The sequence below is a fragment of the Flavobacterium sp. KH_035 genome (assembly GCF_057839565.1).
On sequence record NZ_CM174492.1, the window covers coordinates 4,924,284 to 4,950,034 of the forward strand.

The following is a 25,751-nucleotide window of genomic DNA, read 5'->3' on the forward strand; positions in this document are numbered from 1 at the left end:
TTTTGAAAACCTCCACCCTAGCCCCGATAGAAGTGGAAATCCTTTTGCTTTTTCCTTTAAAAAGCAAAAGATTGAAACGCATAGCGGGAGAAAGCTCCTAAATACTCAAATTCCAAATCTCAAATTCCAAATTCCAAACTTGAAAGCTTCGACTTCATTCAACTGGACAAAATTACTCCTTATATATAGGTACAAAAACTACAAACCCGACAGGTTTTAAAACCTGTCGGGTTGTTACTATATATATGTAGATATTTAATTTAAACTACAGACAACTTCTTTTTGTAATACGAGTACATGCGATCATCTGGTTGGCACGAAAACGTTGTTCTGCGAGTATCATTGTTTTTGTAAATAAAGATAATCAGTAGTACTACTCACATCACGTAATCGAATTTGAGAATTATTAAACTCAAACAACTTCCAGTTTCGATTCAATTTGCTTAGCGGTTCTGAATTGAACTCTATTTTAACTTCTCTAACTCCATTCTGTAATGTACTTTCCCATTGACCCGTTTGTGATACCCCTCCTTTAGTAGCAACTACAGATTTGTCACTTTTAAAAACAAATGAATAATCAACATAAGTAGATGTCTTTTCTGAGTCATCAAAAAAATAGGGTATCCCCCAAGTCCCTTTTGTTATCGTTTGTGAAAAATCAAGTGTTACAATATTATTTTCAGGAGCATTGTCAATTGCATATTTAATAGCATTTTCGAATTCTAAGTTATTAGAAATTGATTTTGTTTGATTATTGTAATCTGCTATGGTAATTGGATATTTTAACGAAATATACTGACTGCTATTCAAATTTTTTATAAAATTAAAAAAAGCCTGATCGCTAACAATCGAAACAGAACTTGCAATTTGATTAGCACTGTTATAGCTATTAATCGTTATAGGGTAGTTAATGTTTAGTCCATTAATTTTGGATAACAAATCAGGATGAAGATTCCAGTAGTCGATTAAAGTATTGAAGTCAGATTCAGTCGGAATGTTTTTTTCAATATAATTATAGTACACCATCATTACAGGGAAGTCTATTTTTACAATATCATCATCGTATGTACTAGCATTTATATTGTCTGTTACTTTTTTATAATCGGCAGTAGTATTTATTGCAATTTTTGCATTGTTAACAGTAACCGTATAAGGGAGTTTTATCGTGCAATAACTAGACCTGTCGATTACATTATCCTGCACGGTTTGAACCATTGCAACCCTTTGCAGATAAGTAGTAAGAGGCGAAACATTTGTAACTGTTCCCTGCGCATTATTATCTTTCTCATCTATTTCGCTTTGACAAGACAGTAGGAACAAGAAAACCACTATTGATAAATATTTTTTCAAAGGGAACATATTTATATTTTTACAAAGGTAACAAAATTAAAGAAACTGTTTTTTAATAAATCCTCTCCAAGGCCTTTCATTTGATTCTACAAAACATTAATTATCAACAGGAAACAACACTTCCTATTTGTATAAAACAATCGGCTTTGCTTTTACCCTACTTAAACCAAAAACAAATACTTTTGCAAGGTAACAACTGAAAAACGAAATGTCACAAAAAAACCAATCAAATACTTGCGACGAAATAATCTTCTCGGCTTTTTTTAAAAGTCACGTAAAAGCACTTCGCAATTTTCTTTTTTACAAATTTGGCAATATCGATCAGGCTGAAGATTTAACCCAGGAAGCATTTGTAAAACTTTGGCAAAATTGTGCTTCGGTGCCTCTTGAAAAAGCAAAATCATATCTTTATACTATTGCGAATAACAGCAGTCTCAACGCAATTGCGCATCAAAAAGTTGTTTTGAGGTATGAGAAAAACTTCACTGGCTTAGATAAAACAAATGAAAATCCGGAATATCTTTTGGAGGAAAAACAATTTCAAACTAAACTTTTGAAAGCCATTGAAAATTTAAATGAAAAACAACGTATCGCTTTTCTGATGCATCGAATTGACGGAAAAAAATACAACGAAATTGCCTTAGAGCTAAATATCAGCGTAAAGGCGGTTGAAAAACGCATTCATCTTGCTTTGCTAAGCTTACGCAAAGAAATTGATTTATAGAAGTAGGGTAAATTTAGATTCAATTGTTTTAATCACATAATACCAGTATAATGAAAAAAAATCGCTTATTAGCAAAATGGCTTAACAATGATTTATCTCAGGATGAATTAGCTGAATTTGAAGCAAGTCCCGATTTTGAAAAATATAAAAAAATAAAGGATTATACTGATCATTTGGAAGTAGATGATTTAGATGAAAATACGATGCTATCTAACATACTAAATCAGAAAAAAGACACTCCAAAAGTAATTCCGTTATACAAAAACTGGATATTTCGAGCTGTCGCTGTATTTGTGTTAGCTCTCGGAATTACGTTTGTTATGAAACTTTTTGTGCCTCAAACACAAACCGCAAATTTTGGAGAGAAAACCACCTTTTCATTACCTGACAACTCTGAAGTGGTACTAAACTCCGGTTCTGAAATAAGTTATAAAAAATGGAACTGGGCCAATAACAGGCACCTTGAATTAAAAGGAGAAGCCTATTTTAAAGTCGCCAAAGGCCGACGATTTGAAGTACAGACCAGCCTGGGAAAAGTATCAGTTCTCGGAACTCAATTTAACGTTAAGGTTAGAAAAAACAAGTTTGATGTCGTTTGTTATGAAGGACGTGTAAAGGTGAATTATGCAAACACTCAAATTCTACTAACCCACGGACAAAGCGTTAATTTTGAAAACGGCAAACAAGTAAAATTGAATGTAAGATCATTGAAACCAGAGTGGATTGACAATCAAATATCTTTCTACCAGGAAAATATCAGAGCAATATTAGACGAGGTTGAAAGACAATATAACATTACAATTGAATTGAACACAAAGGACACGGTCTCTTTATTCACTGGAAAATTACCTGCGAAGGATTTAAACACAGCCATACAAATTATTAGTACAACCTATCATTTAGAGGCAAAAAAAGTCTCGAAAAATAAAATAATTTTTGACGAAAAATAAATGTCTCTCCCCAAACAATTTCATTTTTTGTTTTTTATAATTTTTCTTGTCCTGAACGGCTTCGCTCAAGACAAAGGAAAACCTATGCCTTTTAAAAAAATTATTGCAGCTATAGAAAAACAACATAATGTAAGTTTTAATTACACAGAAGACAATATTACCGGTCTACAACTAAATCCCCCAAAAAAAACTCTTACTTTAGATCAGAAACTACAATATCTTAAAGAAAAAACCAATCTGTCATTTGAAAACATAGAAAACCAATTCATTAATATTTATAAAAACGATACTGAATCACAAATAATTTGTGGTTACGTTTTTTCTAATGACAATAAAAAACCTATTGAAAACGCCAATGTTAACCTGCCTAACAAAACACAAATCACAACTGATTCCCATGGTTACTTCGAGTTCAAAAAAGACCTAAAAAACACATTTCTGATCAGTCATATTGGCTATATAACCAAAAAAATTGTAGTCAATAATTCCTATTCCAAAAACTGCCAGCAAATAACATTAGAACCTGAAATCACAGAACTTCAAGAAATTAAAGCCAATGCTATTTTAGCTTCAGGGATTTCAAAAAACACAGATGGATCCTTTGAAATTAAACCCAAAAAATTTGGTATTCTACCGGGACTTATAGAGCCTGATGCTTTACAAACCATGCAGCAAATTCCAGGTGTAAACAGTCTTGACGAAAGTGTATCCAGCATCAATGTCCGCGGTGGCACACACGATCAGAATCTATTTCTATGGAATGGAATACGAATGTTTCAGACAGGACATTTCTTTGGTTTAATATCTGTTTTTAATCCCAATTTGGCACATACCATCTCTATTTATAAAAACGGGAGCTCTGCATTTTACGGCGAGAGTGTATCTAGTGTAGTAGCCATTTCCTCTACTCCTGAAACAACCGAAAAAAATACTTTTAGCGCAGGAATAAATATGATAAATGCCGATATTTATGCAAAGTACAATCTCTCAAAAAAGAGTTCTATCGAAATTTCGGCCCGTAAATCAATTACCGATTTTGTAGAAACACCTACCTACAAAGAATATTTTAATAAAGTATTTCAAAATACTACAATCACCGACTTTTCAGAAAAACAAAATGTAGATTATCGCAGTGATAAAAAATTTGGCTTTTATGATGCTACATTAAAATATGTACACAAAATAGGCAATAAAGACCAAATCATACTCGATTTAATTACCATTAAAGATAATCTCGAAGTTTTTCAGAGTGCCACTGTATACAACATGAACAAATCGGAAAACAATGTTTTACGCCAACAAAATTATGGCGGAAATTTGTCGTGGAAAAGAAATTGGAACAATTATAATACAACTAAAATCAATATTTATAATTCTGCTTACGAACTTTTAGCCAACCAAAAAACTACTTTTGGAGATCAGATCGTAATTCAGGAAAATACCGTTAACAACAATGGAATTAATCTGGAGAACAACCATATTATTAATTCTAAATTTACTTTTAGCAATGGCTACCAGTTCAATGAGATTGGTATTGCTAATTTAGAACAAGTAACTAATCCTGATTTTTATCGCAAAGTGAAAAATGTGCTAAAAACCCATGCTTTAATTTTAGAAGGAAAATACAACGACACGCTTTCCAGAATATATTTTAAGGCCGGAACACGAATTAATTATATTGAAAAATTTAAAAAATACAGTATCGAGCCCCGCATTCAGTTTAATTACGGCATCAACAAAAGTTTAAATTTAGAATTACTGGCTGAGTTAAAAAGCCAAAATTCGCAGCAAATTATTGATTTGCAAAAAGATTATTTTGGGATTGAAAAAAGGCGCTGGATCGTTTCCAATAACACAACCATCCCTATTCAAAGGAGTAAACAAATATCTTTAAATTTATTTTACAAAAAGAACGACTGGCTACTGGATATAGAAAATTTCTATAAAAAAGTATCCGGAATTATAACATCCAGTCAGGGCTTTCAAAACCAATTGGAATTTGTTCGAATGACTGGTGATTATGAGGTTCTGGGAACAGAAATGTTGATTCAGAAAAAAATGAACCACTTTCTAACCTGGCTGAGTTATACCTATAACCATAATAATTACTATTTCTCCAATTTCGAACCTCCAAGTTTCCCTAACAATTTTGAGTTAATGCATACGGTATCGTGGGCGGGAATTTACGAAAAGAACAATTTCAAAATAGCGCTAGGCACAAAATGGTCTTCGGGCAGACCAAAAACCTCTCCTGATCTTTCTCAAATTAATTTGTCAGATCCTGTATTGGTGTACAACAAACCCAACAATACCAATGTACATATTTTTTCACAAGTTAATATTTCCTCTACTTACAAGTGGGAAAGCGCAAATGGAATTCAATACAAACTAGGCCTGTCTATTTTGAATATCCTAAACAGAAAAAATGAAATCAGCGAGTATTACAGAGTAAGTTCCTTAACAAATTCTATAGAAGAAGTTGAAACTTTCTCACTGCAAAGAACTCCAAATATGAGCTTTAGAATTTCATTTTAACCTTATTCTACAAGGTTGACAAAAATTACTTTTCTTTTTTTTTAATAAAATTACAATTCTTTGGTAGGGTAACCTTTATCAAAGCTGTTTTACTATTGAATCATATCAAAAAAAGTAAAAGTGGCTCTATCAAAAGACTTAATCCAATACCAACCGGCGTACTTTTTCTACGACAGTTCGTAGTCATCAAATTTATTGCACGAAGTGCCTGTTAGAAGCAAACCCTTATTGCTGCTACCACAATTAACATTTTACTGAATATGTAACACATATTCCCCACTTCACATATTAACTAAATTAAAAAATAATGAAATCAAAACAACTTAAACTGGCTTTTGCTGCCGTTGCAGCAACAATATTTTTTACAGGCTGTAGCAATGACAAGGATAGCGATACTGTTACTCCGGAAGCAAAAAAAGAAATTGCCCTTTCTACAAGTACTACATTAGGCTCTTATCTTTCTGATAAAGATGGAAAATCTTTATATTTTTTCGCAACAGACGCAAAGGGTCAAGCCTCGTGCACAGGTGGATGTGAAGCCGTGTGGCCTCCATTTTATGTAGATAATTTAACAGCTGAAAAATTAAGCACAGGATTGACACTCACAGATTTTGCAACTATAACTACCACATCGGGTAAAAAGCAGTTGACCTACAAAGGATGGCCATTGTATTATTATGCACCAAGTATAAACGGAACAAATACACCGGAAACTGCCGGACAAACAACAGGAGATGGTGTTGGCGGTGTATGGTTTATAGCAAAACCGGACTATTCGATTATGTTAGTCAGAAGTCAGCTTCTGGGGCATGACGGAAAAAACTACAAATCTGATTACACCGTTGGTGATGGCCTGACAACGTACTTTACAGATGCAAAAGGACTGACACTGTATACTTTTAAAAACGATAATTTCAAGAAAAACAATTTTACAAAAGCAGATTTCTCAAACAATGCCGTTTGGCCTATATACGAAACAGATAAAATAGTTGTCCCTTCTATTCTTGATAAATCTAAATTTTCTGTAATTACCGTATTTGGTAAATCTCAATTGATTTACAACGGTTGGCCTTTGTATTATTTTGGACAAGATGCCAGCGTAAGAGGTTCCAATAAAGGAATCAGCTTCCCAAGCCCCGCCGTTTGGCCGGTACCTGTAAAAGACTCGCCACTTGCAATCTAAAAAGGCATACTTTTTCAATCAAATTCATTTACAGGTTCACCTAACCTATTGTTGTTCAAATTAGTTCAATGTACTGTTGAGCTAATTTGAATCTTCATTATTTCCTTAGCATTACAAAAAATTAAGGGTCTGGATCTTAGAATTCTATGCCCTGTATTTACACTCGAATTTGAAGAATCTCATGCTTCTTTTTTTTTAAGCGGGCTAATCCGCATCAAAGCTGATTTACTACTGAACCCTATCCAAAAAAATAAAAAATGAATCCAAAAAGAATCGCATTTGCAATTACAGTCTCGTTGGTATTGATTTCGGCAGGCCTCTATTTTTATTATGGTTTTGTCTTTAAAGAGGCACGCAATATAGAATCTGAAGTACCTGAATTTAGTATAACTACAACAAAATTGCTTCATGATTATAACTCAAATACAGAAAAAGCAGATTCATTATATCTCAATAAAACTATAGAAATAACAGGCAAAGTAACCAAAGAAACCGATTCTGTTGTGATACTTGAAAACAACATTTTCTGCCTGTTTACCAAAAAAACAAAAGACAAATTATTGAACAACAAAGTAACCGTTAAAGGCAAATGCATTGGCTTTGATGAACTATTTCAAGAAGTCAAACTAGACCAGTGCACCATTAATAAATAAATCAATTTATCAATTTATGAAAAAATTTTTAGTCCCAATCTGCTTTTTTCTGACTACAATGGCCTATTCCCAAGAAGATTTACTAAACAGCCTTGATTCGACTCAGGTACAAGAAAACTTTTCTACAGCAACTTTTAAAGCATTGCAGCTGGTAACCTTACAGACCACAAAAATGCCTGCAAAAAAAGAGTTCTATTTTGTAGTCTCCCATCGTTTTGGCACCGTTAAAGACGGTTTTGATAGTTTTTTTGGCCTTGATAACGCCACCACAAAACTTGGCGGTATTTATGGGGTTACAGATTGGTTATCTGTGAGTCTTTCCAGACATACATTAAACAAACTATATGAAACAGGAGTTAAATACCGAATGATGAGACAAAGCAATAGCTTTCCTGTAGACATTGTTGGTTACAGTGTTGTGGATATCAACACATTTTTGGAAAAAGATCAATATCCAGGTTTAGAATTTAAGCATCGTACAACCTACGTACAACAATTGCTGATATCGAGAAAAGTTAGTGAAAAACTATCGTTAGAACTAGTACCATCATTTGTGCATAGAAATCTTTACAATCCAGAATTAGAAAGAGACAACCAATTTTCTTTTGGCGGTGGCGGACGTTATAAAATCACAAAAAGATTATCTGTCAATTTAGAATATATGCACAATTTTAATAAACCCAATTTTTATCAAAATCCATTGTCAGTTGGTCTCGATGTTGAAACCGGAGGACATGTTTTTCAATTAATCTTTACCAATTCACAAGCCATGAGCGAAAGCGGATACCTTACCAATGCCGCTGGAAACTGGCGGAAAGGGGATTTCTTCTTCGGATTTAACCTATACAGAGTATTTTAACAACTATAAACAAGCAAACTATGAAAAAAACATTAGCAATTACAATTTTAGCAGCCGCACTAACACTTATAAGCTGTAGTGATTCCGATACCTACCAAGATATAGAAACTCCTCCTGTTACAGGCACTCCAACTCCAGGACCAGACCCAGTAGTTACCATTAGCTATTCTAAAAATGTAAAAGCAATTATTGATGCCAATTGCGTAGGCTGTCATCAAAGTGGAAGATCAGCAGGTTTCAGACCTCTGACCACTTATGCTGAAGTAAAAACAGCTACTGAAGGTGCAGGTTTACTGAACCGAATTCAACTACAAACTGGTCAACAGGGCATTATGCCTCAGGCTGGAAGAATGTCACAGGCAAATATTGATTTGATTGTGAAATGGAATACAGACGGACTAAAAGAAAACTAATTATTATGAAAAAATCGGTTATTAATTTCTCTATAGTACTCTTACTCATTTTGATACATACCAATGGATATGCACAAAAAGTAATCACAAAAACAGGCACTATAAAATTTCAGGCTACTGTGCCTTCCTATGAAGAAGTTGCCGCCGAAAACAAAAGTGTGTCTGCAATTTTAGATCAATCCACTGGGGATTTTGCAGCTTTGGCTCTTATAAAAGGTTTCCGATTTAAAGTTGCTTTAATGGAAGAACATTTCAACGAAAATTATATGGAGTCCGAAAAGTTTTCAAAAGCAACTTTAAAAGGTAAATTAGAAGATTTTGACATTTCTAAAATTAACGGTACTCCCAAAAACTTCACTCTAAAAGGAGATCTTACCATTCATGGAAAAACAAAACCTATAACCGTAATCATTAAAATATCCAAAGCAGCCAATGGACTCAGTACTGTAGGTTCATTTGAAGTCAAACCAGAAGATTTTGATATCGAAATACCAAGTCTGGTCAGAAAGAAAATTGCGGACAAAATTAAGATTAGTTACAATTTTCTGTTAGTTAAATAATCCATTTTTAAAAATAAGGCTTAATTGGTAAGTAGAATTTCCCAATTTAACATTTACTAACCTAATAACTTTTGCTTTAAAAGATTATTAAACATGACTATTGATTAGAGGTCAGTTTCATACTTAGCTGGCCTCTTTTTTTTACTAACTCAAATAAAATTCAAATGATCTGCAAAAATTATGTTGTTACCGGTGAAGATGTAAACGATGCTATGATTATGGAAAAGTCCGCATACAATTCATACACGCTACGATTACTATACCATTTTTTATTTCAAAATGGATTTTCAAGAGAGAAGCTAAATTCTTTACAGCTCGATTTGCAGGAAGGAAAATATGTACTGGTCTGTCATAAAAACCTGATGTTTACAGAACATTTTTTTATTGAGATGAAACATTGTTTTATGAATGACAAGATCACTATTAAAAGTTATTTTTTTAATTCTAAAAACGAATGCTGTGCAGAACTCCTTAAAGAAGTCGAATGGTTTGATTCTATGCGCAAAGAGGTCGTCAGAGCTCCTAAAAAAATTCTAAAACATTTTAATGCGGATAACCCGGTAAAATTCCAGAATCCGTAAATCTCAACTCATTACCTCTCAGTCGCTATTATTCTGCTTTTAATATTATATAACTTTAAAAATTAAAGGCCTAACCACTCAATATCAATCCGTTTTCCTGCTTTTTTGATACTCGTTTAAGATAGCGCCCAAACCCATTAAAAGGAAAAATACGGCAAGACCGCCCAAAAGCATCGGGTCTACAGTATAACCGTAAATCCCATCAATCTCCGCTTTATTCGGATTAGTTGGATCATACAAAACCTTAACTGAACTTCCTTCAATGTAACTCGGACGAGAAGTACCCACATTAGAAGTGAAATCTATTTGTTTGCCTGATTCTGTAACAAATGAAACATGGGGATAATAGAGTGATCCATTCTTATTACCAGCAAGAGGTATCGATTCGATAACTGTACCATAAACAATATTTGCCTTTTCAATAAAATTTAATTTCTGTTGAAAAAGATAAAATGCCCCGACCAATAGAATCAAACCAGGTACAAAACACACATAAATAACAGCACGAATTAGTCTTTTATTCATAGTTTATTTTTATTATTAAAATCAATGGTTGTGTCACATTGTCCTGCAGGTTATTACTAATTGCTTTATCAGAAATGACCATACATTCATTCTCACTAATTCAACCTCTTATTTGTGTAGCATCAATACTCCTTTGATAGTGAAAAGTTTCATCATTTTTAGATTGACCCTTGATCCGATGTGGGTCAAGAAAAAACCAATCTAACACAAAACAAAAAAGCCACTCAAGTTGAGTGGCTTTTCGTGAACGCAGAAGGATTCGAACCTTCGACCGCCTGCTTAGAAGGCAGGTGCTCTATCCAGCTGAGCTATGCGTCCATTTTTTATAAAACTTCCGACAAAGTTCTTGTCGGGGTGGCAGGATTCGAACCTGCGGCCTCCTGCTCCCAAAGCAGGCGCGATAACCGGGCTACGCTACACCCCGAGGCAAAATTTAAGCGGAGAGACAGGGACTCGAACCCTGGCGACGGTTACCCGTCGACAGATTAGCAATCTGCTCCATTACCGCTCTGGCACCTCTCCAAGCTCAAGAAACGTGTTCTGTTTTGCGGTTGCAAATGTAAGACAACATTCCATATCTCACAACTATTTCGACGCTTTTTTTTATCTTTTTTCAATCTTTTTTTTAAACCTCTTCACAATCAAACAAATAGAATTAACAAAAATTTGATATTAAATTTAAAATCCAATCGAATTGCCTCAAAATTTGAATTTATTCAAATAAAGAGTAAATTTGCTTGATTAACTAATATTAACAGAAAATGAACAAAAGAGTTGTTATCGTTTCTGCCGTTAGAACACCTATCGGAAGTTTCATGGGAGGTTTATCTACCGTACCCGCACCAAAATTAGGTGCTGCCGCAATAAAAGGCGCACTTCAAAAAATTAACCTTGACCCAAAATTAGTTGATGAAGTTTTTATGGGTAATGTGGTACAGGCCGGAGTTGGCCAGGCACCAGCACGTCAGGCTGCACTTTTTGCAGGTTTATCTGAAGAAGTTGCCGCTACAACTGTAAACAAAGTTTGTGCTTCAGGAATGAAAGCTGTTATGTTCGCCGCACAGGCTATTGCTTGTGGTGATGCTGAAATCGTAGTAGCCGGAGGAATGGAAAACATGAGTTTGATTCCACATTACGTACAAATGCGTAACGGAACTAAATTTGGTCCAGCTTCTTTGCTTGACGGAATGCAGAAAGATGGTTTGACAGATGCTTACGATAACAACGCAATGGGAGTTTGCGCTGATTTATGTGCGTCTGAATACAACATCAGCCGTGAAGAACAGGATAATTTTGCTATTCAGTCTTATGAAAGAAGTGCAAAAGCCTGGGATGCCGGAAAATTTGATAACGAAATTGTTCCTGTAGAGGTTCCGCAAAGACGTGGTGAACCTGTCATCGTTTCAAAAGACGAAGAATATACAAATGTAAAATTAGACAAAATACCTTCTCTAAGCGCTGTTTTTACTAAAGACGGAACCGTTACTGCTGCAAACGCTTCTACTATCAATGACGGAGCTGCCGCTTTAGTTTTAATGTCTGAAGAAAAAGCAATCTCATTAGGGTTAAAACCTTTAGCGTACATAAAAGGTTATGCTGATGCTGCTCAGGAGCCAAAATGGTTTACAACAAGCCCGGCAAAAGCATTACCAAAAGCCTTAGACAAAGCAGGAATTTCAATAAGTGATGTTGATTATTTCGAATTCAACGAAGCATTCGCAGTAGTTGGATTAGCCAATTCAAAAATCCTTAGTCTTGATAACGACAAAGTAAACGTAAATGGTGGAGCTGTTTCATTAGGACACCCTCTAGGATGTTCGGGAGCAAGAATCATCGTAACTTTACTAAGTGTTTTAGAACAAAACAATGCTAAAACCGGAGCTGCAGCAATTTGCAACGGTGGTGGCGGTGCTTCGGCAATTGTTATCGAAAGAGCCTAAATACTATTTTATTAGGAGTTATTTCATTTGTAAATAACTCCTAATTTTCAACTCATAAATTACCCTAAATGTTCGGAATTTGCAATCTAGCCATAGTACCCGTACGAGCTGAACCAAGTGACAGAAGTGAAATCGTTACTCAACTCTTGTTTGGCGAACATATCGAGATTTTAGAACGCCAAAATCAATGGGCCCGAATAAGAATTCAGTACGATGACTATGAAGGCTGGGTAGATTCAAAACAATACCAGGTTATCTCTGAAGCAAATTTCAAGCAATTAAGCAGTGAAGCAATTATTCTAAATGCCGACTTGATTGACTATATCACTTCTTCGAATAATTTACTACTGCCAATTCCGCTTGGCGCTTCATTATCCTTTTTAAACAATAATGAAATCAACATTTCGAATTTTGATTTTGAAGGCACCAAAACCAGCGGTATAAAACCTAAGAGCGCTATTATAAGTACGGCTTTTATGTATTTGAATGCTCCCTATCTTTGGGGAGGAAAAACTCCTTTTGGAATTGACTGTTCCGGTTTTACCCAAATGGTCTACAAATTAAACGGCTACAAAATTCATCGTGATGCCTCTCAACAGGCCCTGGATGGAGAACCTTTGAGTTTTATCGAAGAAAGTGAGCCCGGTGATCTGGCCTTTTTTGATAACGAAGAAGGAAATATTACGCATGTTGGTATCATTATGGACAATAACTACATCATTCACGCCAGTGGAAAAGTTCGTATTGATCGCTTAGACCACTTAGGAATCTACAATCCCGAAATAAACAAACATACTCATAAGTTACGCGTGATCAAGAAGATAATCTAATTTTATCTCTAAACTTCAAAACAAACAACAAAATTATTGTATCTTTATAGCAAATTTGTTGTGCCATGAAAAAAATAACGCAGAAAACAGAACCTTTTGATACTAAAAGAAGTATTCGAAATGCCTCAGGAAAAGTAATCTCCATTAAAAGATCTACTTTAAGTTCTGATGGTAAAGAATATAGCTGGAGCAACAAGCTGGAACGTGTTGGAGTCATCCGATCCGGTATTCCTTATGATTCAATCGAAGTTATTAGCAGGCGATTAAACAATCCTGTAAAATCTGTTCTGGCCATTGTAGGGATTCCTCAAACTACTTATAACAAGAAAAAAAGCGAACATTTGCTTTTAGACAGCAGAGACAGCGAATTGGTTATTTTAATCAATGAGCTGATCGATTATGGCCTTGAAGTTTTCAATAATGAAGAAGAAAAATTTCAAAGATGGCTCAAAAAACCCAATTTATCTATCGGCGGAAGCACTCCGGAAAACATGCTGGACACCGTAACAGGAATTAACGAAGTGAAATTTAGTTTGAATCGATTAGAGTTTGGAAACTTAGCTTAAATGAAGGTTTTTAGAATCGAAAGAGAAAAATACCTGACCACGACTTTAGCAGGAATTGGAGCTTCAATGTCTGAAGGTTTCCGATGGAACAGTCTTAACACCCGCATGGTTTATACTGCCGAAAGTAGAGCATTGGCAACACTTGAAGTATCTGTTCATTTAGACTTAAGCGAAGATTTGCCTTTAGATCGTTTTTATGTCGAAATCGAAATCCCGGATGACATTACCATTCAGGAAGTTAATTTAGAAGACTTACCGGAAGACTGGAATTCGAAACCTCCAATAGTAATAACACAAACGATCGGTGATGATTTTATAGATTACAATGAAGCTGCAATCTTAAAGGTTCCCAGTTGTATCGTACCACAGGAATTCAATTATTTAATAAATCCAACCCATCCTGACAGTAAAAAGATCAAGGTTATCAGTAGTACCAGAATGAATTTTGATTCGAGATTTCAAAACAAACACTAATTTCACGAATTAGCACGAAGTAAAAATCCACTTAATCTTTATAATCTGCGGCAAAAAATTAGTGACAATTAGTGTAATCCGTGTTTAAACACCAATTTCACGAATTAGCACGAAGTAAAATCTTTCTAATCTATCTAATCTGTGGCAAAAAAATTAGTGACAATTAGTGCAATCCGTGTTTAAACACCAATTTCACGAATTAGCACGAAGTAAAAATCCACTTAATCTTTATAATCTGTGGCAAAAAATTAGTGACAATTAGTGCAATCCGTGTTTAAACACCAATTTTACGAATTAGCACGAAGTAAAAATCCACTTAATCTTTATAATCTGCGGCAAAAAATTAGTGACAATTAGTGCAATCCGTGTTTAAACACCAATTTCACGAATTAGCACGAAGTAAAAATCCACTTAATCTTTATAATCTGTGGCAAAAAATTAGTGACAATTAGTGCAATCCGTGTTTAAACGCCAATTTTACGAATTAGCACGAAGTAAAAATCCACTTAATCTTTATAATCTGTGGCAAAAAATTAGTGACAATTAGTGCAATCCGTGTTTAAACACCAATTTTACGAATTAGCATGAAGTAAAAATCCACTTAATCTTTATAATCTGTGGCAAAAAATTAGTGACAATTAGTGTAATCCGTGTTTAAACACCAATTTCACGAATCCACACGGATTAAAATCTTTCTAATCCATCGAATCTGTGGCAAAAAAATAGTAACAATTAACGTAATTCGTGTTTAGGCACTGATCCTGATTGTTCTCCTAAACTCCGAAGGGCTATTTCCTTTTTGCTTTTTGAAGAATTTATTAAAGTGACTTTCATCGGTAAAACCAAATTCGTAAGCAATCTCATTGATTCGTTTATCACTAAACTGCAGGCGATGTTCAATCAGCTTTGTTTTATAATTGCTGATATACTGCTGCATGGTTTCGTTGGCATGCTTTTTAAAATAACGTCCTAGATAAGTATTTGAAATGCCGAAATAATCGCTAATCGATTCTGCTTTGATTCTTTCAGGATAATAAATGTTGTTTTGAATGTACTGCAAAATATCCATTGCTTTTGCCTCACAGCCAATATTTACTTGCTCGGGCAAATACTTCGCGATATTTCTCGCTACAACGATAATCAAAGTGTTTACCAATTGCTGAATTAATTCTTTATTATACACATCTTTATCTTCATACTCCCTAATAATTGCCTCCACCATAACTTTCACCAAACATTTATCGGCGACATTTTTTAAAATACAGCCTGGCTGATGATTCGCATTTTGTAGGATATACTCTAAACGCTGAATGTTTTCGTTTTGTAGACTTGAGTTTTTTAAATAAATATCATTGAACCTTAAAAAGAAAAACTTTGTTTTGGTTTCAATGGTAAAATTATGACAATCCTCAGGGGTCAACAAAAACATATGTCCCGCATCGTATTCAAAGACATTTTTATTGATGCATTGCAAACCGGTTCCGTTCAGAATATAAACCAATTCAAAAAAATTATGACGATCACCTACATCCGGGTATTCATCTAAAGTCTCAAAGGAAACACTAAACGGTTCGTATAAATTTTCTTTTTTCATAATAGTTGTTATTATATAGTGGCTGCAAATATACCTAAAAAACACAAATATATACCATTTAACACTCTTAAAAATGGTATAATTTTGCTAAACAATTTTAAACGATCTAAAACATCACTTATGAAATATAGAAAATTAGGCAATACTGAACTAGAATTATCCACGATTACATACGGTGCATTTGCTATTGGCGGGAATATGTGGGGCGGAAACGATAAAGCAGATTCAATTGCTTCTGTTCATGCTTCAATCGATCATGGTGTTACTACAATTGATACTGCTCCTTTCTACGGATTTGGTTTAAGCGAAGTAATGATTGGTGAAGCTTTAAAAACACAAAATCGTTCAAAAGTACAGTTATTGACAAAATTTGGTCTGGTTTGGGACGGAAGTACTAACGGCAAGGGCGAATTTTTTTTCGATGCTGAAGACAATGGAAAAAAAATCCCTATTTACAAATATGCTTCTAAAAACAATATTATCAAAGAAGTTGAGGAAAGCTTAAAACGTCTTCAAACTGATTATATCGATTTACTTCAAATTCATTGGCCGGATGCTTCAACGCCTATTCACGAAACGATGGAAGCTCTTGAAACCCTAATTCAACAAGGAAAAATCAGAGCAGCCGGTGTAAGTAATTACAGTGCATCGCAAGTTCAGGAGGCACAAAAAACCATTCAATTGGCCTCCAATCAGGTTCCATTTAGTATGTTAAATCGTAGTATTGAAACTGATTTGGTTCCACTAACGCTTGCTGAAAATATAGGAATTATTGCCTACAGTCCGATGGAAAGAGGTTTATTGACCGGTAAATATTTCACCGATGGTAAATTAAAGGACAACGATCATCGAAATGGTTATTTCGGTCAGTTTGATCTTCAGAAGGTAAAAACTTTGGTAGAAGAACTGAGTTCTTTAGCCAATGCCAAACACATTTCTATTTCACAATTGGTTTTACGCTGGACGACTTTACAAAAAGGGATTACAATTGTTCTGGCCGGAGCCCGAAATGCAGAACAAGCCATTTCAAACGCTAAAACAATGGATTTTGATTTATCTTTTTCTGAACTAGATTTCATCGATCAGGCTATTTCAAAATTAAAATAGTTACCCGAGCAGTTATACCTTCTTTTAAAAAAGCATAAAAAATTAAATTATATCAAAGAGATACCACTCTTATCTCTTACACAAACACATAAGAGCAATTCATAGTATGAAACAAATTTTTATTATCAACGGCGGGCAAAATTTTGCTCATTCAGGTGGAAAATTCAATCAAACCGTTACTGACTGGACAATAGAATACTTAACAAACAGTAAACAATTTGAAGTGAAAACAACCGACATTAAACAAGAAGTCGATTTAGACGAAGAAGTCGAAAAATTCGTTTGGGCAGATGTAGTCGTTTATCACACACCTGTTTGGTGGTTTCAATTACCGAATCTTTTTAAAAAATATATTGATGACGTTTTTACTGCCGGACATCAAAAAGGAATTTACAAAAACGACGGCAGAACGAGAACAAATCCTGATATCAATTACGGTACAGGCGGACTTTTACACGGACGAAAATATATGCTTACCACAAGCTGGAATGCTCCTGCAACAGCTTTTACCCTTCCAGGAGAATTTTTTGAAGAAACAACTGTAGACGAAGGTGTTATGTTTGGTTTCCATAAAATGAATAAATTTGTAGGAATGGAGAAATTAGACGGTTTCCATTTTCATGATGTCGAAAAAGGTGCTACAGCCGAAAATATTGGTATCTTTAAGGTTAACTATACCAACCATTTAGAACAAATCTTTAAAACTTTATAACTATGATCTCAATTACCGCTATTTTAAAAAGTAAACCGGAAAATACAGCGCAAATAAAAAACATGCTAAATCATTTGGTTACAGAAACCAGAAAAGAAGAAGCTTGCATACGTTATGATCTTCATCATAGCGAAAATGTTTTTATTATTTGGGAAGAGTGGAAAGACCAGCCAGGACTTGATATTCATAACAATCAATTGTATTTACTGGATTTCATTAAAGAAAGCGAAAGTTTAATCTCCTCACCTATTCAGGTTTACAAAACAGCACAAATCTTATAATTTAAAGAAACAATGAAAGCACTTTTTACAAATACTTACGAATCTGATTTTGTCAGTACAGAAATAGAAATACCTACTCCTAAAAAAGGAGAAGTTTTAATTAAAATTCACGCAAGCGGTGTTAATCCGATTGATAACAAAATTCGCATTGGGGTTTCGCCTTACGCATCGCCAGTTTTACCTGCCATTTTAGGAACCGATCTTGCCGGTGTTGTGGAAGCAATCGGAAAGGATGTTACTGATTTTAAAGTTGGTGATGAAGTGTACGGACTCGCCGGAGGTGTACTGGGACTTCAGGGAACTTTAGCCGAATATACTGCTGTTGATGCTTCCTTACTGGCTTTAAAACCTACGAACTTAAGCATGAAAGAGGCCGCAGCCGTTCCGCTTGTATTGTTAACAGCTTGGGAAGGCCTAATTGACAGGGCAAAAGTAAAAAAAGGTGATCAGGTTTTGGTTCATGCAGGAGCCGGAGGTGTTGGACATATGGTTGTACAGTTGGCCCGCATTTTTGGTGCCGATGTTTATGCAACTGTTTCACCTGAAAAGGCTGCTATTGCAGAAGCCTTTGGAGCAACTCCAATTGATTACAGAACAGCAACTGTTGAAGATTATGTCGAGCAATTTACATCTGGAAAAGGTTTTGATATTATTTATGATACCGTAGGCGGAGCGTCCTTAGACGATTCTTTTAAAGCCATTCGCCATTATGGTCAGATTGCCAGTTGTTATGCTTTTGGAACGCACAATTTAGCTACGGGATCGCTTCGATCTGCCAGTTTACACGGTGTCTTTGTTTTGCATCCAATGATTAGCGGTGAAGGCAGAAAACATCATGGAGACATCCTGAAAGAAGCTGCAAAATTTATCGAAGAAGGAAAATTAAAACCTATTATTGATCCCCGAAAATTCACATTAGATAATGCGATAGAGGCTCATAAAGCGGTTAGTGATGGTTCGGCTGTCGGAAAAATTGTAGTGGATATCGTTTAATTTCAAAATTTTACTCTTTTTTGTGATATTAATTTACTTACAAAATTAATTTCGGCAAAAAAGTTAACTTGCCTCTTATTCAAAACTTTACAATTTTATGAGCGAGTACCATTTAGCCGAAATTAATATTGCCAAAATGAAAGGTATTGACATAAACGATCCTATCATGAAAGAGTTTAAAGAAAATATAGATCTTGTGAATACTTTGGCCGAAAACAGTGATGGCTTTGTGTGGAGGTTGAAAGATGAGAGTTATAATACGACAAATCCTAATCCGTATAATGATGAGCAGGTTCTTATTAATATCTCCGTTTGGGAGAATGTTGAAACTTTAGAGCATTATATGTACAAGACTTTTCACAGCGATTTTCTAAAACGTCGAAAAGAATGGTTTTTTAAATATGGTAAAGCACATACAGCAATGTGGTGGATTCCTAAAGGCCATGTTCCAACTCTTGAAGAAGCGGTAGAAAAATTAGATTATTTGCAGCAAAATGGAGTTTCGGAATTAGTGTTTGATCTTCGAAACAAGTTTCCGGCACCACAATTCAAAAATATTTCCTAGTAAAACCATTAAATAAAAAAGAGACTGTATCCCAAAAGGACACAGTCTCTGTCTTTTCATATTAAACTAAACTACTGCTTTATGATTTTCTGAGTGAAAGTCTTCTTAGCTGAAGAAGTTACATTAAGAAAATATACTCCTCTTGTTTTTCCCGACAAATTAATCGTTTTTTCGGTGTTATTTCCTCCGGCAAAAGTTTCGGTATAAATCATTTTTCCTTCTGCGCTATGAACGGTAACCGTATAATTGTCCGCATTAGATGGTGTTACCACATGAAAAACATTACTGGACGGATTTGGATATACCTGAACCCCTTTCAGATTGTCTACTTCTCTTGGTTTTGTTACTGTTAAATTAGGTCCGTTATCGATTTTAAAATTATCAAACCAAATTCTGGTTCCAAAACCTGAAGTGTTTTTAAACTTAATCAAAACATTTTTCTGTTGTTTTACAATGCTTAAATCAATCTTTTCGGCTCTCCAGTCAGAATCTTTGGTTGGAGTCCAATCATTAGTTTCATTCGCTCCGGTTGTTGCCGGGTCGTCCTGAATTGGAGGGGAAACCGTTTGCAACTGTATTTGATTTTTAGAATATACATTTATCCATGTCACACCGCAATCTGAAGATACCAAGATATCAATCTTATCGGGAGCGGGTGCCGGATCATACACGCTTAAATACTGTGTGTAAGCCAGATCAAAATACAAATAGGGTGTAGATGCAGAAGAAAAATCAACTGCTTTTAAAATAAGCTCATCGATTTTAGCTGTTGGATTATCGGCATTATTGATTACCAAACAAGACAAATCACCTTTACCAACATCCGAACGTTTTTCCCATGCAATGGCATCTTTGTCAGGATTAATTATTTCCCAATCCTGAACAGGAAAACTTCCCTCAAAATTTTCCGCAAACGGAAGAGTATTTTTGCTTTTCACAACCACTACTCCGGTTTTTGTTATAGCAGTTCCTGCTCCATAAGCATTAGAAGCCGTTAAAGTCACATTGTAAGTTCCCGGGCTATTATAAACCACAGTAGGTACTTTGCTTGTCGAAGATGATGGTGTACCTCCCGGAAATGACCATGCCCAAGCTGTAGGTTCTCCGGTTGAGCTATCATTAAAAGCAATTGGAAGATCGCTGCACAATCTTTCGTTCTCCACTGTAAATTCGGAAAACGGAGTTTCTTTACTATCAAAATTGAATTTCAAATTATCTATCCATATTCTTGCACCATATCCAGAAGTATTTTTGAATTTAAATAAAACATTCGATTCTCCTTTAAACTTAGACAAGATCACTCTTTCAGTTCTCCAATGTGAATCTAAAGTTGGAATCCAATTATTGGCATCGGCACTCACAAATGTTTCCAATTCAGTATGAGTCTTTTTATAAATACTTTCCCAGGTAAGTCCGCAATCTTTTGAAACGAGAACTTCCAGAACGTCCGGGCTCACGGCATCAAATTTAGCGTAAGCTACATCAAATGAAAAATCGGTCACTCCAACTGACAAATCAGTCGGTTTCAGAATAATTTCGTCTACCTCGTCCACTTTATCGTTGTCAGCATTATTCATAACCATACAAGAGGAAGAATTATGCCCAACTCCGATGCGTTGCTCCCAGGCTAATTTGTTGTCCGGATTAATAATTTCCCAGTCTACAGGAGGAAAAGAACCTTCAAAACCTTCGGCAAAAGAAGTTTTATAAGGATCAACAATGGTTATAAAATTATTTTTAGTCATTATTGTTCCGCTACCATTGGCGTTTTTAGTAGCCAGTGTTACGGCATAAGATCCCGGTACATCATAGATTACTGTTGGATTCTGATCTGTAGAACTTGAAGGCGTTCCTCCCGGAAACGACCAGTTCCATGACGTTGGATTTCCTGTTGAAACATCTACAAATGGAGCCGTAAGACTTGTACAGCGCGTATCTCTCATGCTGGATGCAAAATCAGAGACCGGAGTGGCAGCCTGTGTAACAGCAACATTTACATTATCAATCCAAACTCGCGTTCCATAGCCCGACACGTTTACAAAACGAATAGAAACATTGTCGTTCCCGATATATGCATTAAGATCGACTACTTCTTTTCGCCAATTGGCATCTGTAACTGGTATCCAATTATTGGACTGAGCTGTAGGAACAGCTGTAGTTTGTAAAACCGTATGCGTTTTCGAATAAACATCATTCCAGGTAAGTCCGCAATCTGTCGAAACCTGTACTTTTAAAACATCAGGGCTTACATCATCAAACTTAGTATAAGCAACATCAAAATACATTTGACTGTTTTGTCCTGCCGTAAAATCAAAATAAGGCAATCTGATATAATCCAAAGCACCTATCATTGAGTTATCGGCATTGTTCATAATCATACACGAACTGTCATTGTGGCCCACACCTTTACGTTTTTCCCAGCCAAGACCTTTGTCCGGGTTTGTAACTTCCCATCCTCTTGGAGGAAAAGCTCCCGTAAAACTCTCCGTTAAATTGGCATTTAATTTCTGATCTACTTCAATGAAATTCTGTATGTCTTTTGTATTTGTTCCCAGCGAATTGGTTACCTCTAAAGTTACTTTGTATTTTCCTGATGTATTATAAGTAACTATCGGATTTACTGCTGTAGAGGTTGCGGGAGTTCCTCCTTCAAAAGTCCAGACTCTTGAATTAGGCAATCCCAAAGAAGTATCCTTAAACGTTATTGCTTTTCCGGAACAAACTGCAGTTGTACTACTGTTAAAATCAGCCAACGGAGCCGTCTCAATAACCCCAACTGCGCCAAGATTAGCCGGCTCCCACAATAATCCTCTCGGATATTTAGCAACGGTCTTATCTTCTAACCAATAGGTCATTGCATTGGTCTGATCACGGGTGTACATATTCTGACATTCGGTATTATAATCCATGTGATTTTCGGTGTTGGCATACACTCCACAGCTGTTTAACACATTTCTGGTACAGCCTTCCGCAACTTTGGTTGGAGGAGTATCGGCCATCCCGTCATTAACTGGATCACAATCGTCCTGGAAGGTGTGTTTTAGACCAAAATAATGGCCAAACTCATGTGTCATTACCTTTGCAAAAGTAGCACTCGCATGTGATCCGCAAGTACTGCCTATATATCTGTGGTTGAAAGCCACACGCGGTATTGCATCCTGAATAGGCAAAAAAGCATGTCCTGAACCAGTAGCTCCCTGTCCTGTATTGGGTTCATCAACCACCAAAACATCAAGATAATACCTGTTGTTTTTACCGTACCATATATAGTCATAAATTCTAGCATCATAACCGTCTGCAACGTGTGCTTCGGGATGCCAATCCAGACCTGGAATTTCTAAAGGATTTCCCTCGGGATCAACAGTAGCTAAAACAAACTGAATGTTCATTTTACTTTTAACAGCGTCAAAACGAGGATCAGTCATAGTATATCCGGGAAACAAACCATTAAAATCTTTGTTAACTGTTAGCAATGCATCGTCAATTCTACATTTCATCTGCTCTTTGGTAAAAGCATTATTGATATTTGTTCCATCGGCCAAAATGTGAAACACGACCGGAATAACATAAGGAACGGTAGCTGTTTTCTTTGTATTTCCTTTTTTCCAGGTTTTAATTTTTGAAAGCGATTTTTGAAATGCGTTTTCTTCCTTTTGAGATAACTGGGTTCCGCAGCCAATTGGATTTTGGTTTTGCCCAAAGGAAATGCAACATTGAAGCAGAAAAACTGCAGCAATAAGGTAGTTTTTTTTCAAAATAATAGTTTTTTGTTAGTTGTTATTTCAAATATAAAATTGTCGCAAAATTTGTTAAAAACTTAAACTTTATAAATAATTAATTTATTATAATTTTATATTTGACGGTTTTTTTATAAAAATATTCAATTAACCTCTAATAAAAAGATATTATCTTATTGTAAAATAATTGTATGTTATCTGGTTTTTATTGTTGCTATATATTCTGAAAAACAAAAAACTGCCCCTTACCGACAGCTTTTCTTAAAAAATATTTTCAAATCCTCCTATCTTACTTACTTTATTCCTCCAAAAGCTCCAAAACACATGTTTTTGTGTAAAATCTCCACTTTTGTAAAACCAACTTTTTTCATCAAATCCAATTGGTAATTCATAGATCTTGGCGTATCTTCTTTCTCCACATAATCCAATACTTTTTGTCGGTATTCGGCTCCTCCAATTCCTTCCAGATAATCACCATAACGTTGCCAGGTATACCTATTTAAAACTTCGGTATCCTGAGTAATTAAATCTGAAATAAAAAAACAGCCGCCGGGTTTTAATAACTTAAAAATTTTAGCAAAAGTAGTTTCCCAATCCTGATCGTCCCTCAAATGATGCAAAACTGCTCCTGCCAAAATAATATCAAAATGGTTTTCTGCCAAAGCGACTTCTCTGATATCGCCTTGTTGTACCTCTACTGTTCCATTTGTTTCTTTTGAAACTCTTTCAAAGGCCCTGTCCAGCATCGGCAAACTCAAATCGACCAGAGTGCAATTTAAATTCGGCACTTTCGAAAGCATTTTTAAAGTATAATTTCCGGCACCACAGCCTATATCCAAAACATTCACCGCAGCTGGAACAATCCTTTTGGCGGCTTCGGTAATTAATTCCAGCGAAATAGTGGCATCGATAGTCGCTACCTGTCCGGTTTCTAAATTTGAAAATCGTTCGACATCCTTATCAAAACGCTCTCTGATTTCTTCAATGGTTGATTTTTTCATAGTTTTTTTGTTGTTCCCGAATAAGACGGGTTTATTAGTTATATTTTTTTGGCTACGAATTCACGAATTTTTATTGCTAAAATCGATATGAATTCGTGGCTAAAAAAACATTACAATTTATAACAAGAATCCCAATAATAAAAAGAGAACTTTTAAATACCTTAGCAAATTATAATTCTACAAAATAAAACCAACAAAAATGGCTGAGCAATCTTCAATCCAGTGTCCAAATTGCGGCACCCCAATCGATGTAAATGATGTTTTGAAGCATCAATTGGAAGATAGTATCCGTAAAGAATTTCAACAAAAAGCTAACGCTCAATCCAAAGAAATGGAACTTAAGAACGAGCAGTTTGAAAAAGCAAAAGCTGAATTTGAAGCCAAAAAGAAACAGGAGAATGAACTTTTTGCCGAACGACTGGATCGAGAAAGAAAAGTTGCCGAAAAAGAGATTACTCAAAAATTAAAAACCAAACTCGAAGAAGAAAATAAAGACCGTTTACAGCTGATGGAAAAAGAACTTTCAGAGAAATCGGAAAAACTGCGTGAGCTTAATAAAATGGAGGGCGAAATTGCCAAACTCCAGCGCGAAAAACTCGAAATGAAGGAAGCCATCGAAGCCGAAGCTCAAAAACAGCTTAACGCAACTTTAGTTTTAGAACGCGATAAGATCAGAAAACAGGAAGAGGAAAAAAACGAGTTAAAAATAAAAGAATACCAAAAACAGTCTGACGATCAGAAAAAGCTGATTGAAGAAATGAAACGCAAACAGGAACAAGGTTCTATGCAATTGCAGGGAGAAGTGATGGAACTGGCGATCGAAGAATGGCTGGCCAGTAATTTCCCGTTAGACACAATCGACGAAATAAAAAAAGGGGCCAACGGAGCGGATTGTCTTCAGGTTGTCAATACCCGGGAAGTACAAAATTGCGGTTCTATTTATTACGAAAGTAAACGTACTAAAGCTTTTCAGCCCGCCTGGATTGAAAAGTTCAAAAACGATATTAGAACCAAAAGAGCCAATATTGGGGTTTTAGTGACTGAAGTTATGCCGGCCGGAATGGACCGCATGGGAATGCGCGACGGAATCTGGATTTGTACTTATGAAGAATTTAAAGGTTTAAGTGCTGTCTTACGACAATCTTTAATACAGGTTAGCCAGGCTGTTCAGGCTCAGGAAAACAAAGGCGATAAAATGTCGATGTTGTATGATTTTTTAACCAGCAATGAATTTCGCTTACAAGTAGAAGGAATTGTCGAGGGCTTCACACAGATGCAAAGTGATCTGGACTCCGAAAAAAGAGCCATGCAGCGTATTTGGAAACAACGTGAAAAGCAGATTGAAAAAGTAGTTCACAATACTTTGGGAATGTACGGTTCGATTCGCGGTATTGCCGGAAATGCTGTTCAGACAGTAAGAGCTTTAGAACTTGATTTTGTCGAAGACGACGAAGAACAAAAAATAAAGGAGCTGGAATAATTACACAAGCTGTATCTTTTTTACCCCTTTCAATTTTTATTTAAATACAATTTGCCATTCCAATCAACGAATTCTTCTAAGCAATGTTGCTTTTTTACAACATTAAACTCGAGAGATCCATCGCAATCGGAATGGCAA

The 25,751-nt window shown here is 35.4% G+C and carries 24 protein-coding genes and 3 tRNA genes; 19 read left to right on the forward strand and 8 right to left on the reverse strand.

The genetic code is table 11. The features are described from left to right. Positions 1-339: 339 nt before the first annotated feature. Positions 340-1,359: a hypothetical protein gene (locus AC3IS6_RS19855; RefSeq protein ID WP_489161898.1), complete on the reverse strand. Its 1,020-nt coding sequence runs from the start codon at positions 1,357-1,359 to the stop codon at positions 340-342. Positions 1,360-1,558: 199 nt separating this feature from the next. On the opposite strand from AC3IS6_RS19855, the gene AC3IS6_RS19860 reads away from it, so the two are divergent. From AC3IS6_RS19860 to AC3IS6_RS19900, 9 genes are all read left to right on the forward strand, one after another. Next, positions 1,559-2,074, forward strand: coding sequence for an RNA polymerase sigma factor (locus tag AC3IS6_RS19860; RefSeq protein WP_489161899.1), 516 nt, complete (start codon positions 1,559-1,561; stop codon positions 2,072-2,074). A 50-nt stretch (positions 2,075-2,124) separates the two neighbouring features. Further along, a complete protein-coding gene (locus AC3IS6_RS19865) occupies positions 2,125-3,024 on the forward strand; it encodes a FecR family protein (protein ID WP_489161901.1) in 900 nt (299 codons plus the stop codon). 84 nt (positions 3,025-3,108) lie between these two features. After that, positions 3,109-5,559, forward strand: a complete 2,451-nt coding sequence (locus AC3IS6_RS19870) for a TonB-dependent receptor (RefSeq protein ID WP_489161903.1) — start codon at positions 3,109-3,111, stop codon at positions 5,557-5,559. 307 nt (positions 5,560-5,866) lie between these two features. Beyond that, positions 5,867-6,742 (forward strand): COG4315 family predicted lipoprotein, encoded by an 876-nt coding sequence (locus AC3IS6_RS19875; RefSeq protein WP_489161905.1) that lies wholly within the window; start codon positions 5,867-5,869, stop codon positions 6,740-6,742. A gap of 257 nt (positions 6,743-6,999) precedes the next feature. Continuing rightward, positions 7,000-7,395, forward strand: coding sequence for an OB-fold protein (locus AC3IS6_RS19880; RefSeq protein WP_489161907.1), 396 nt, complete (start codon positions 7,000-7,002; stop codon positions 7,393-7,395). Between the two features lie 16 nt (positions 7,396-7,411). Then, positions 7,412-8,254 (forward strand): DUF5777 family beta-barrel protein, encoded by an 843-nt coding sequence (locus AC3IS6_RS19885; RefSeq protein ID WP_489161909.1) that lies wholly within the window; start codon positions 7,412-7,414, stop codon positions 8,252-8,254. A 20-nt stretch (positions 8,255-8,274) separates the two neighbouring features. Beyond that, positions 8,275-8,667 carry a c-type cytochrome gene (locus AC3IS6_RS19890; protein ID WP_489161911.1) on the forward strand — a complete coding sequence of 131 codons (393 nt, stop codon included), beginning with the start codon at positions 8,275-8,277 and terminating at the stop codon, positions 8,665-8,667. A gap of 5 nt (positions 8,668-8,672) precedes the next feature. Beyond that, the gene (locus AC3IS6_RS19895) at positions 8,673-9,227 is read left to right on the forward strand and encodes a YceI family protein (RefSeq protein ID WP_489161913.1); all 555 of its coding nucleotides are present in this window, start codon (positions 8,673-8,675) and stop codon (positions 9,225-9,227) included. Positions 9,228-9,391: 164 nt separating this feature from the next. Further along, positions 9,392-9,808: a hypothetical protein gene (locus tag AC3IS6_RS19900; protein WP_489161915.1), complete on the forward strand. Its 417-nt coding sequence runs from the start codon at positions 9,392-9,394 to the stop codon at positions 9,806-9,808. Between the two features lie 84 nt (positions 9,809-9,892). Here AC3IS6_RS19900 and AC3IS6_RS19905 read toward each other — a convergent pair whose 3' ends face one another. The 4 genes from AC3IS6_RS19905 to AC3IS6_RS19920 form a co-directional block, all read right to left on the reverse strand. Then, a complete protein-coding gene (locus tag AC3IS6_RS19905) occupies positions 9,893-10,333 on the reverse strand; it encodes a DUF3592 domain-containing protein (RefSeq protein ID WP_489161917.1) in 441 nt (146 codons plus the stop codon). 244 nt (positions 10,334-10,577) lie between these two features. Next, a tRNA-Arg gene (locus tag AC3IS6_RS19910) sits at positions 10,578-10,651 on the reverse strand. A gap of 31 nt (positions 10,652-10,682) precedes the next feature. Then, a tRNA-Pro gene (locus AC3IS6_RS19915) sits at positions 10,683-10,757 on the reverse strand. Positions 10,758-10,771: 14 nt separating this feature from the next. Then, positions 10,772-10,855, reverse strand: a tRNA-Ser gene (locus AC3IS6_RS19920). A gap of 239 nt (positions 10,856-11,094) precedes the next feature. Here AC3IS6_RS19920 and AC3IS6_RS19925 point away from each other — a divergent pair. The 4 genes from AC3IS6_RS19925 to AC3IS6_RS19940 all read left to right on the forward strand — a co-directional run bounded on the left by AC3IS6_RS19925 (position 11,095) and on the right by AC3IS6_RS19940 (position 14,143). Then, positions 11,095-12,273: an acetyl-CoA C-acyltransferase gene (locus AC3IS6_RS19925; RefSeq protein WP_173967529.1), complete on the forward strand. Its 1,179-nt coding sequence runs from the start codon at positions 11,095-11,097 to the stop codon at positions 12,271-12,273. 68 nt (positions 12,274-12,341) lie between these two features. After that, a complete protein-coding gene (locus AC3IS6_RS19930; RefSeq protein ID WP_489161919.1) occupies positions 12,342-13,103 on the forward strand; it encodes a C40 family peptidase in 762 nt (253 codons plus the stop codon). Positions 13,104-13,168: 65 nt separating this feature from the next. After that, the gene (locus AC3IS6_RS19935; RefSeq protein ID WP_489161921.1) at positions 13,169-13,669 is read left to right on the forward strand and encodes an Xre family toxin-antitoxin system antitoxin; all 501 of its coding nucleotides are present in this window, start codon (positions 13,169-13,171) and stop codon (positions 13,667-13,669) included. Further along, on the forward strand, positions 13,670-14,143 hold the full coding sequence (locus AC3IS6_RS19940) for an RES family NAD+ phosphorylase (protein ID WP_489161923.1): 474 nt from the start codon (positions 13,670-13,672) through the stop codon (positions 14,141-14,143). It abuts the gene before it with no gap. Between the two features lie 748 nt (positions 14,144-14,891). Here the strand turns inward: AC3IS6_RS19940 and AC3IS6_RS19945 are convergent. After that, positions 14,892-15,737, reverse strand: a complete 846-nt coding sequence (locus tag AC3IS6_RS19945; protein ID WP_489161925.1) for an AraC family transcriptional regulator — start codon at positions 15,735-15,737, stop codon at positions 14,892-14,894. Between the two features lie 120 nt (positions 15,738-15,857). Between AC3IS6_RS19945 and AC3IS6_RS19950 the strand changes: the two genes are divergently transcribed. The 5 genes from AC3IS6_RS19950 (at position 15,858) to AC3IS6_RS19970 (ending at position 19,395) form a co-directional block, all read left to right on the forward strand. Further along, complete coding sequence (locus AC3IS6_RS19950; protein ID WP_489161927.1) at positions 15,858-16,844, forward strand: aldo/keto reductase; 987 nt, start codon at positions 15,858-15,860, stop codon at positions 16,842-16,844. A gap of 106 nt (positions 16,845-16,950) precedes the next feature. Continuing rightward, positions 16,951-17,556 carry an NAD(P)H-dependent oxidoreductase gene (locus tag AC3IS6_RS19955; RefSeq protein ID WP_489161929.1) on the forward strand — a complete coding sequence of 202 codons (606 nt, stop codon included), beginning with the start codon at positions 16,951-16,953 and terminating at the stop codon, positions 17,554-17,556. Between the two features lie 2 nt (positions 17,557-17,558). After that, positions 17,559-17,837 (forward strand): putative quinol monooxygenase, encoded by a 279-nt coding sequence (locus AC3IS6_RS19960; RefSeq protein WP_489161931.1) that lies wholly within the window; start codon positions 17,559-17,561, stop codon positions 17,835-17,837. Between the two features lie 12 nt (positions 17,838-17,849). After that, positions 17,850-18,830, forward strand: a complete 981-nt coding sequence (locus AC3IS6_RS19965; RefSeq protein WP_489161933.1) for a zinc-dependent alcohol dehydrogenase family protein — start codon at positions 17,850-17,852, stop codon at positions 18,828-18,830. 97 nt (positions 18,831-18,927) lie between these two features. Further along, positions 18,928-19,395, forward strand: coding sequence for a DUF3291 domain-containing protein (locus tag AC3IS6_RS19970; RefSeq protein ID WP_173967538.1), 468 nt, complete (start codon positions 18,928-18,930; stop codon positions 19,393-19,395). Positions 19,396-19,466: 71 nt separating this feature from the next. On the opposite strand, the gene AC3IS6_RS19975 is transcribed toward AC3IS6_RS19970, so the two are convergent. Beyond that, positions 19,467-23,150 (reverse strand): PKD domain-containing protein, encoded by a 3,684-nt coding sequence (locus tag AC3IS6_RS19975; protein ID WP_489161935.1) that lies wholly within the window; start codon positions 23,148-23,150, stop codon positions 19,467-19,469. 275 nt (positions 23,151-23,425) lie between these two features. Further along, on the reverse strand, positions 23,426-24,133 hold the full coding sequence (locus tag AC3IS6_RS19980) for a class I SAM-dependent methyltransferase (RefSeq protein ID WP_489161937.1): 708 nt from the start codon (positions 24,131-24,133) through the stop codon (positions 23,426-23,428). Positions 24,134-24,332: 199 nt separating this feature from the next. Here AC3IS6_RS19980 and AC3IS6_RS19985 point away from each other — a divergent pair, with 199 nt between their 5' ends. Continuing rightward, positions 24,333-25,613 (forward strand): DUF2130 domain-containing protein, encoded by a 1,281-nt coding sequence (locus tag AC3IS6_RS19985; RefSeq protein ID WP_489161938.1) that lies wholly within the window; start codon positions 24,333-24,335, stop codon positions 25,611-25,613. The last annotated feature ends 138 nt before the right edge of the window (positions 25,614-25,751 follow it).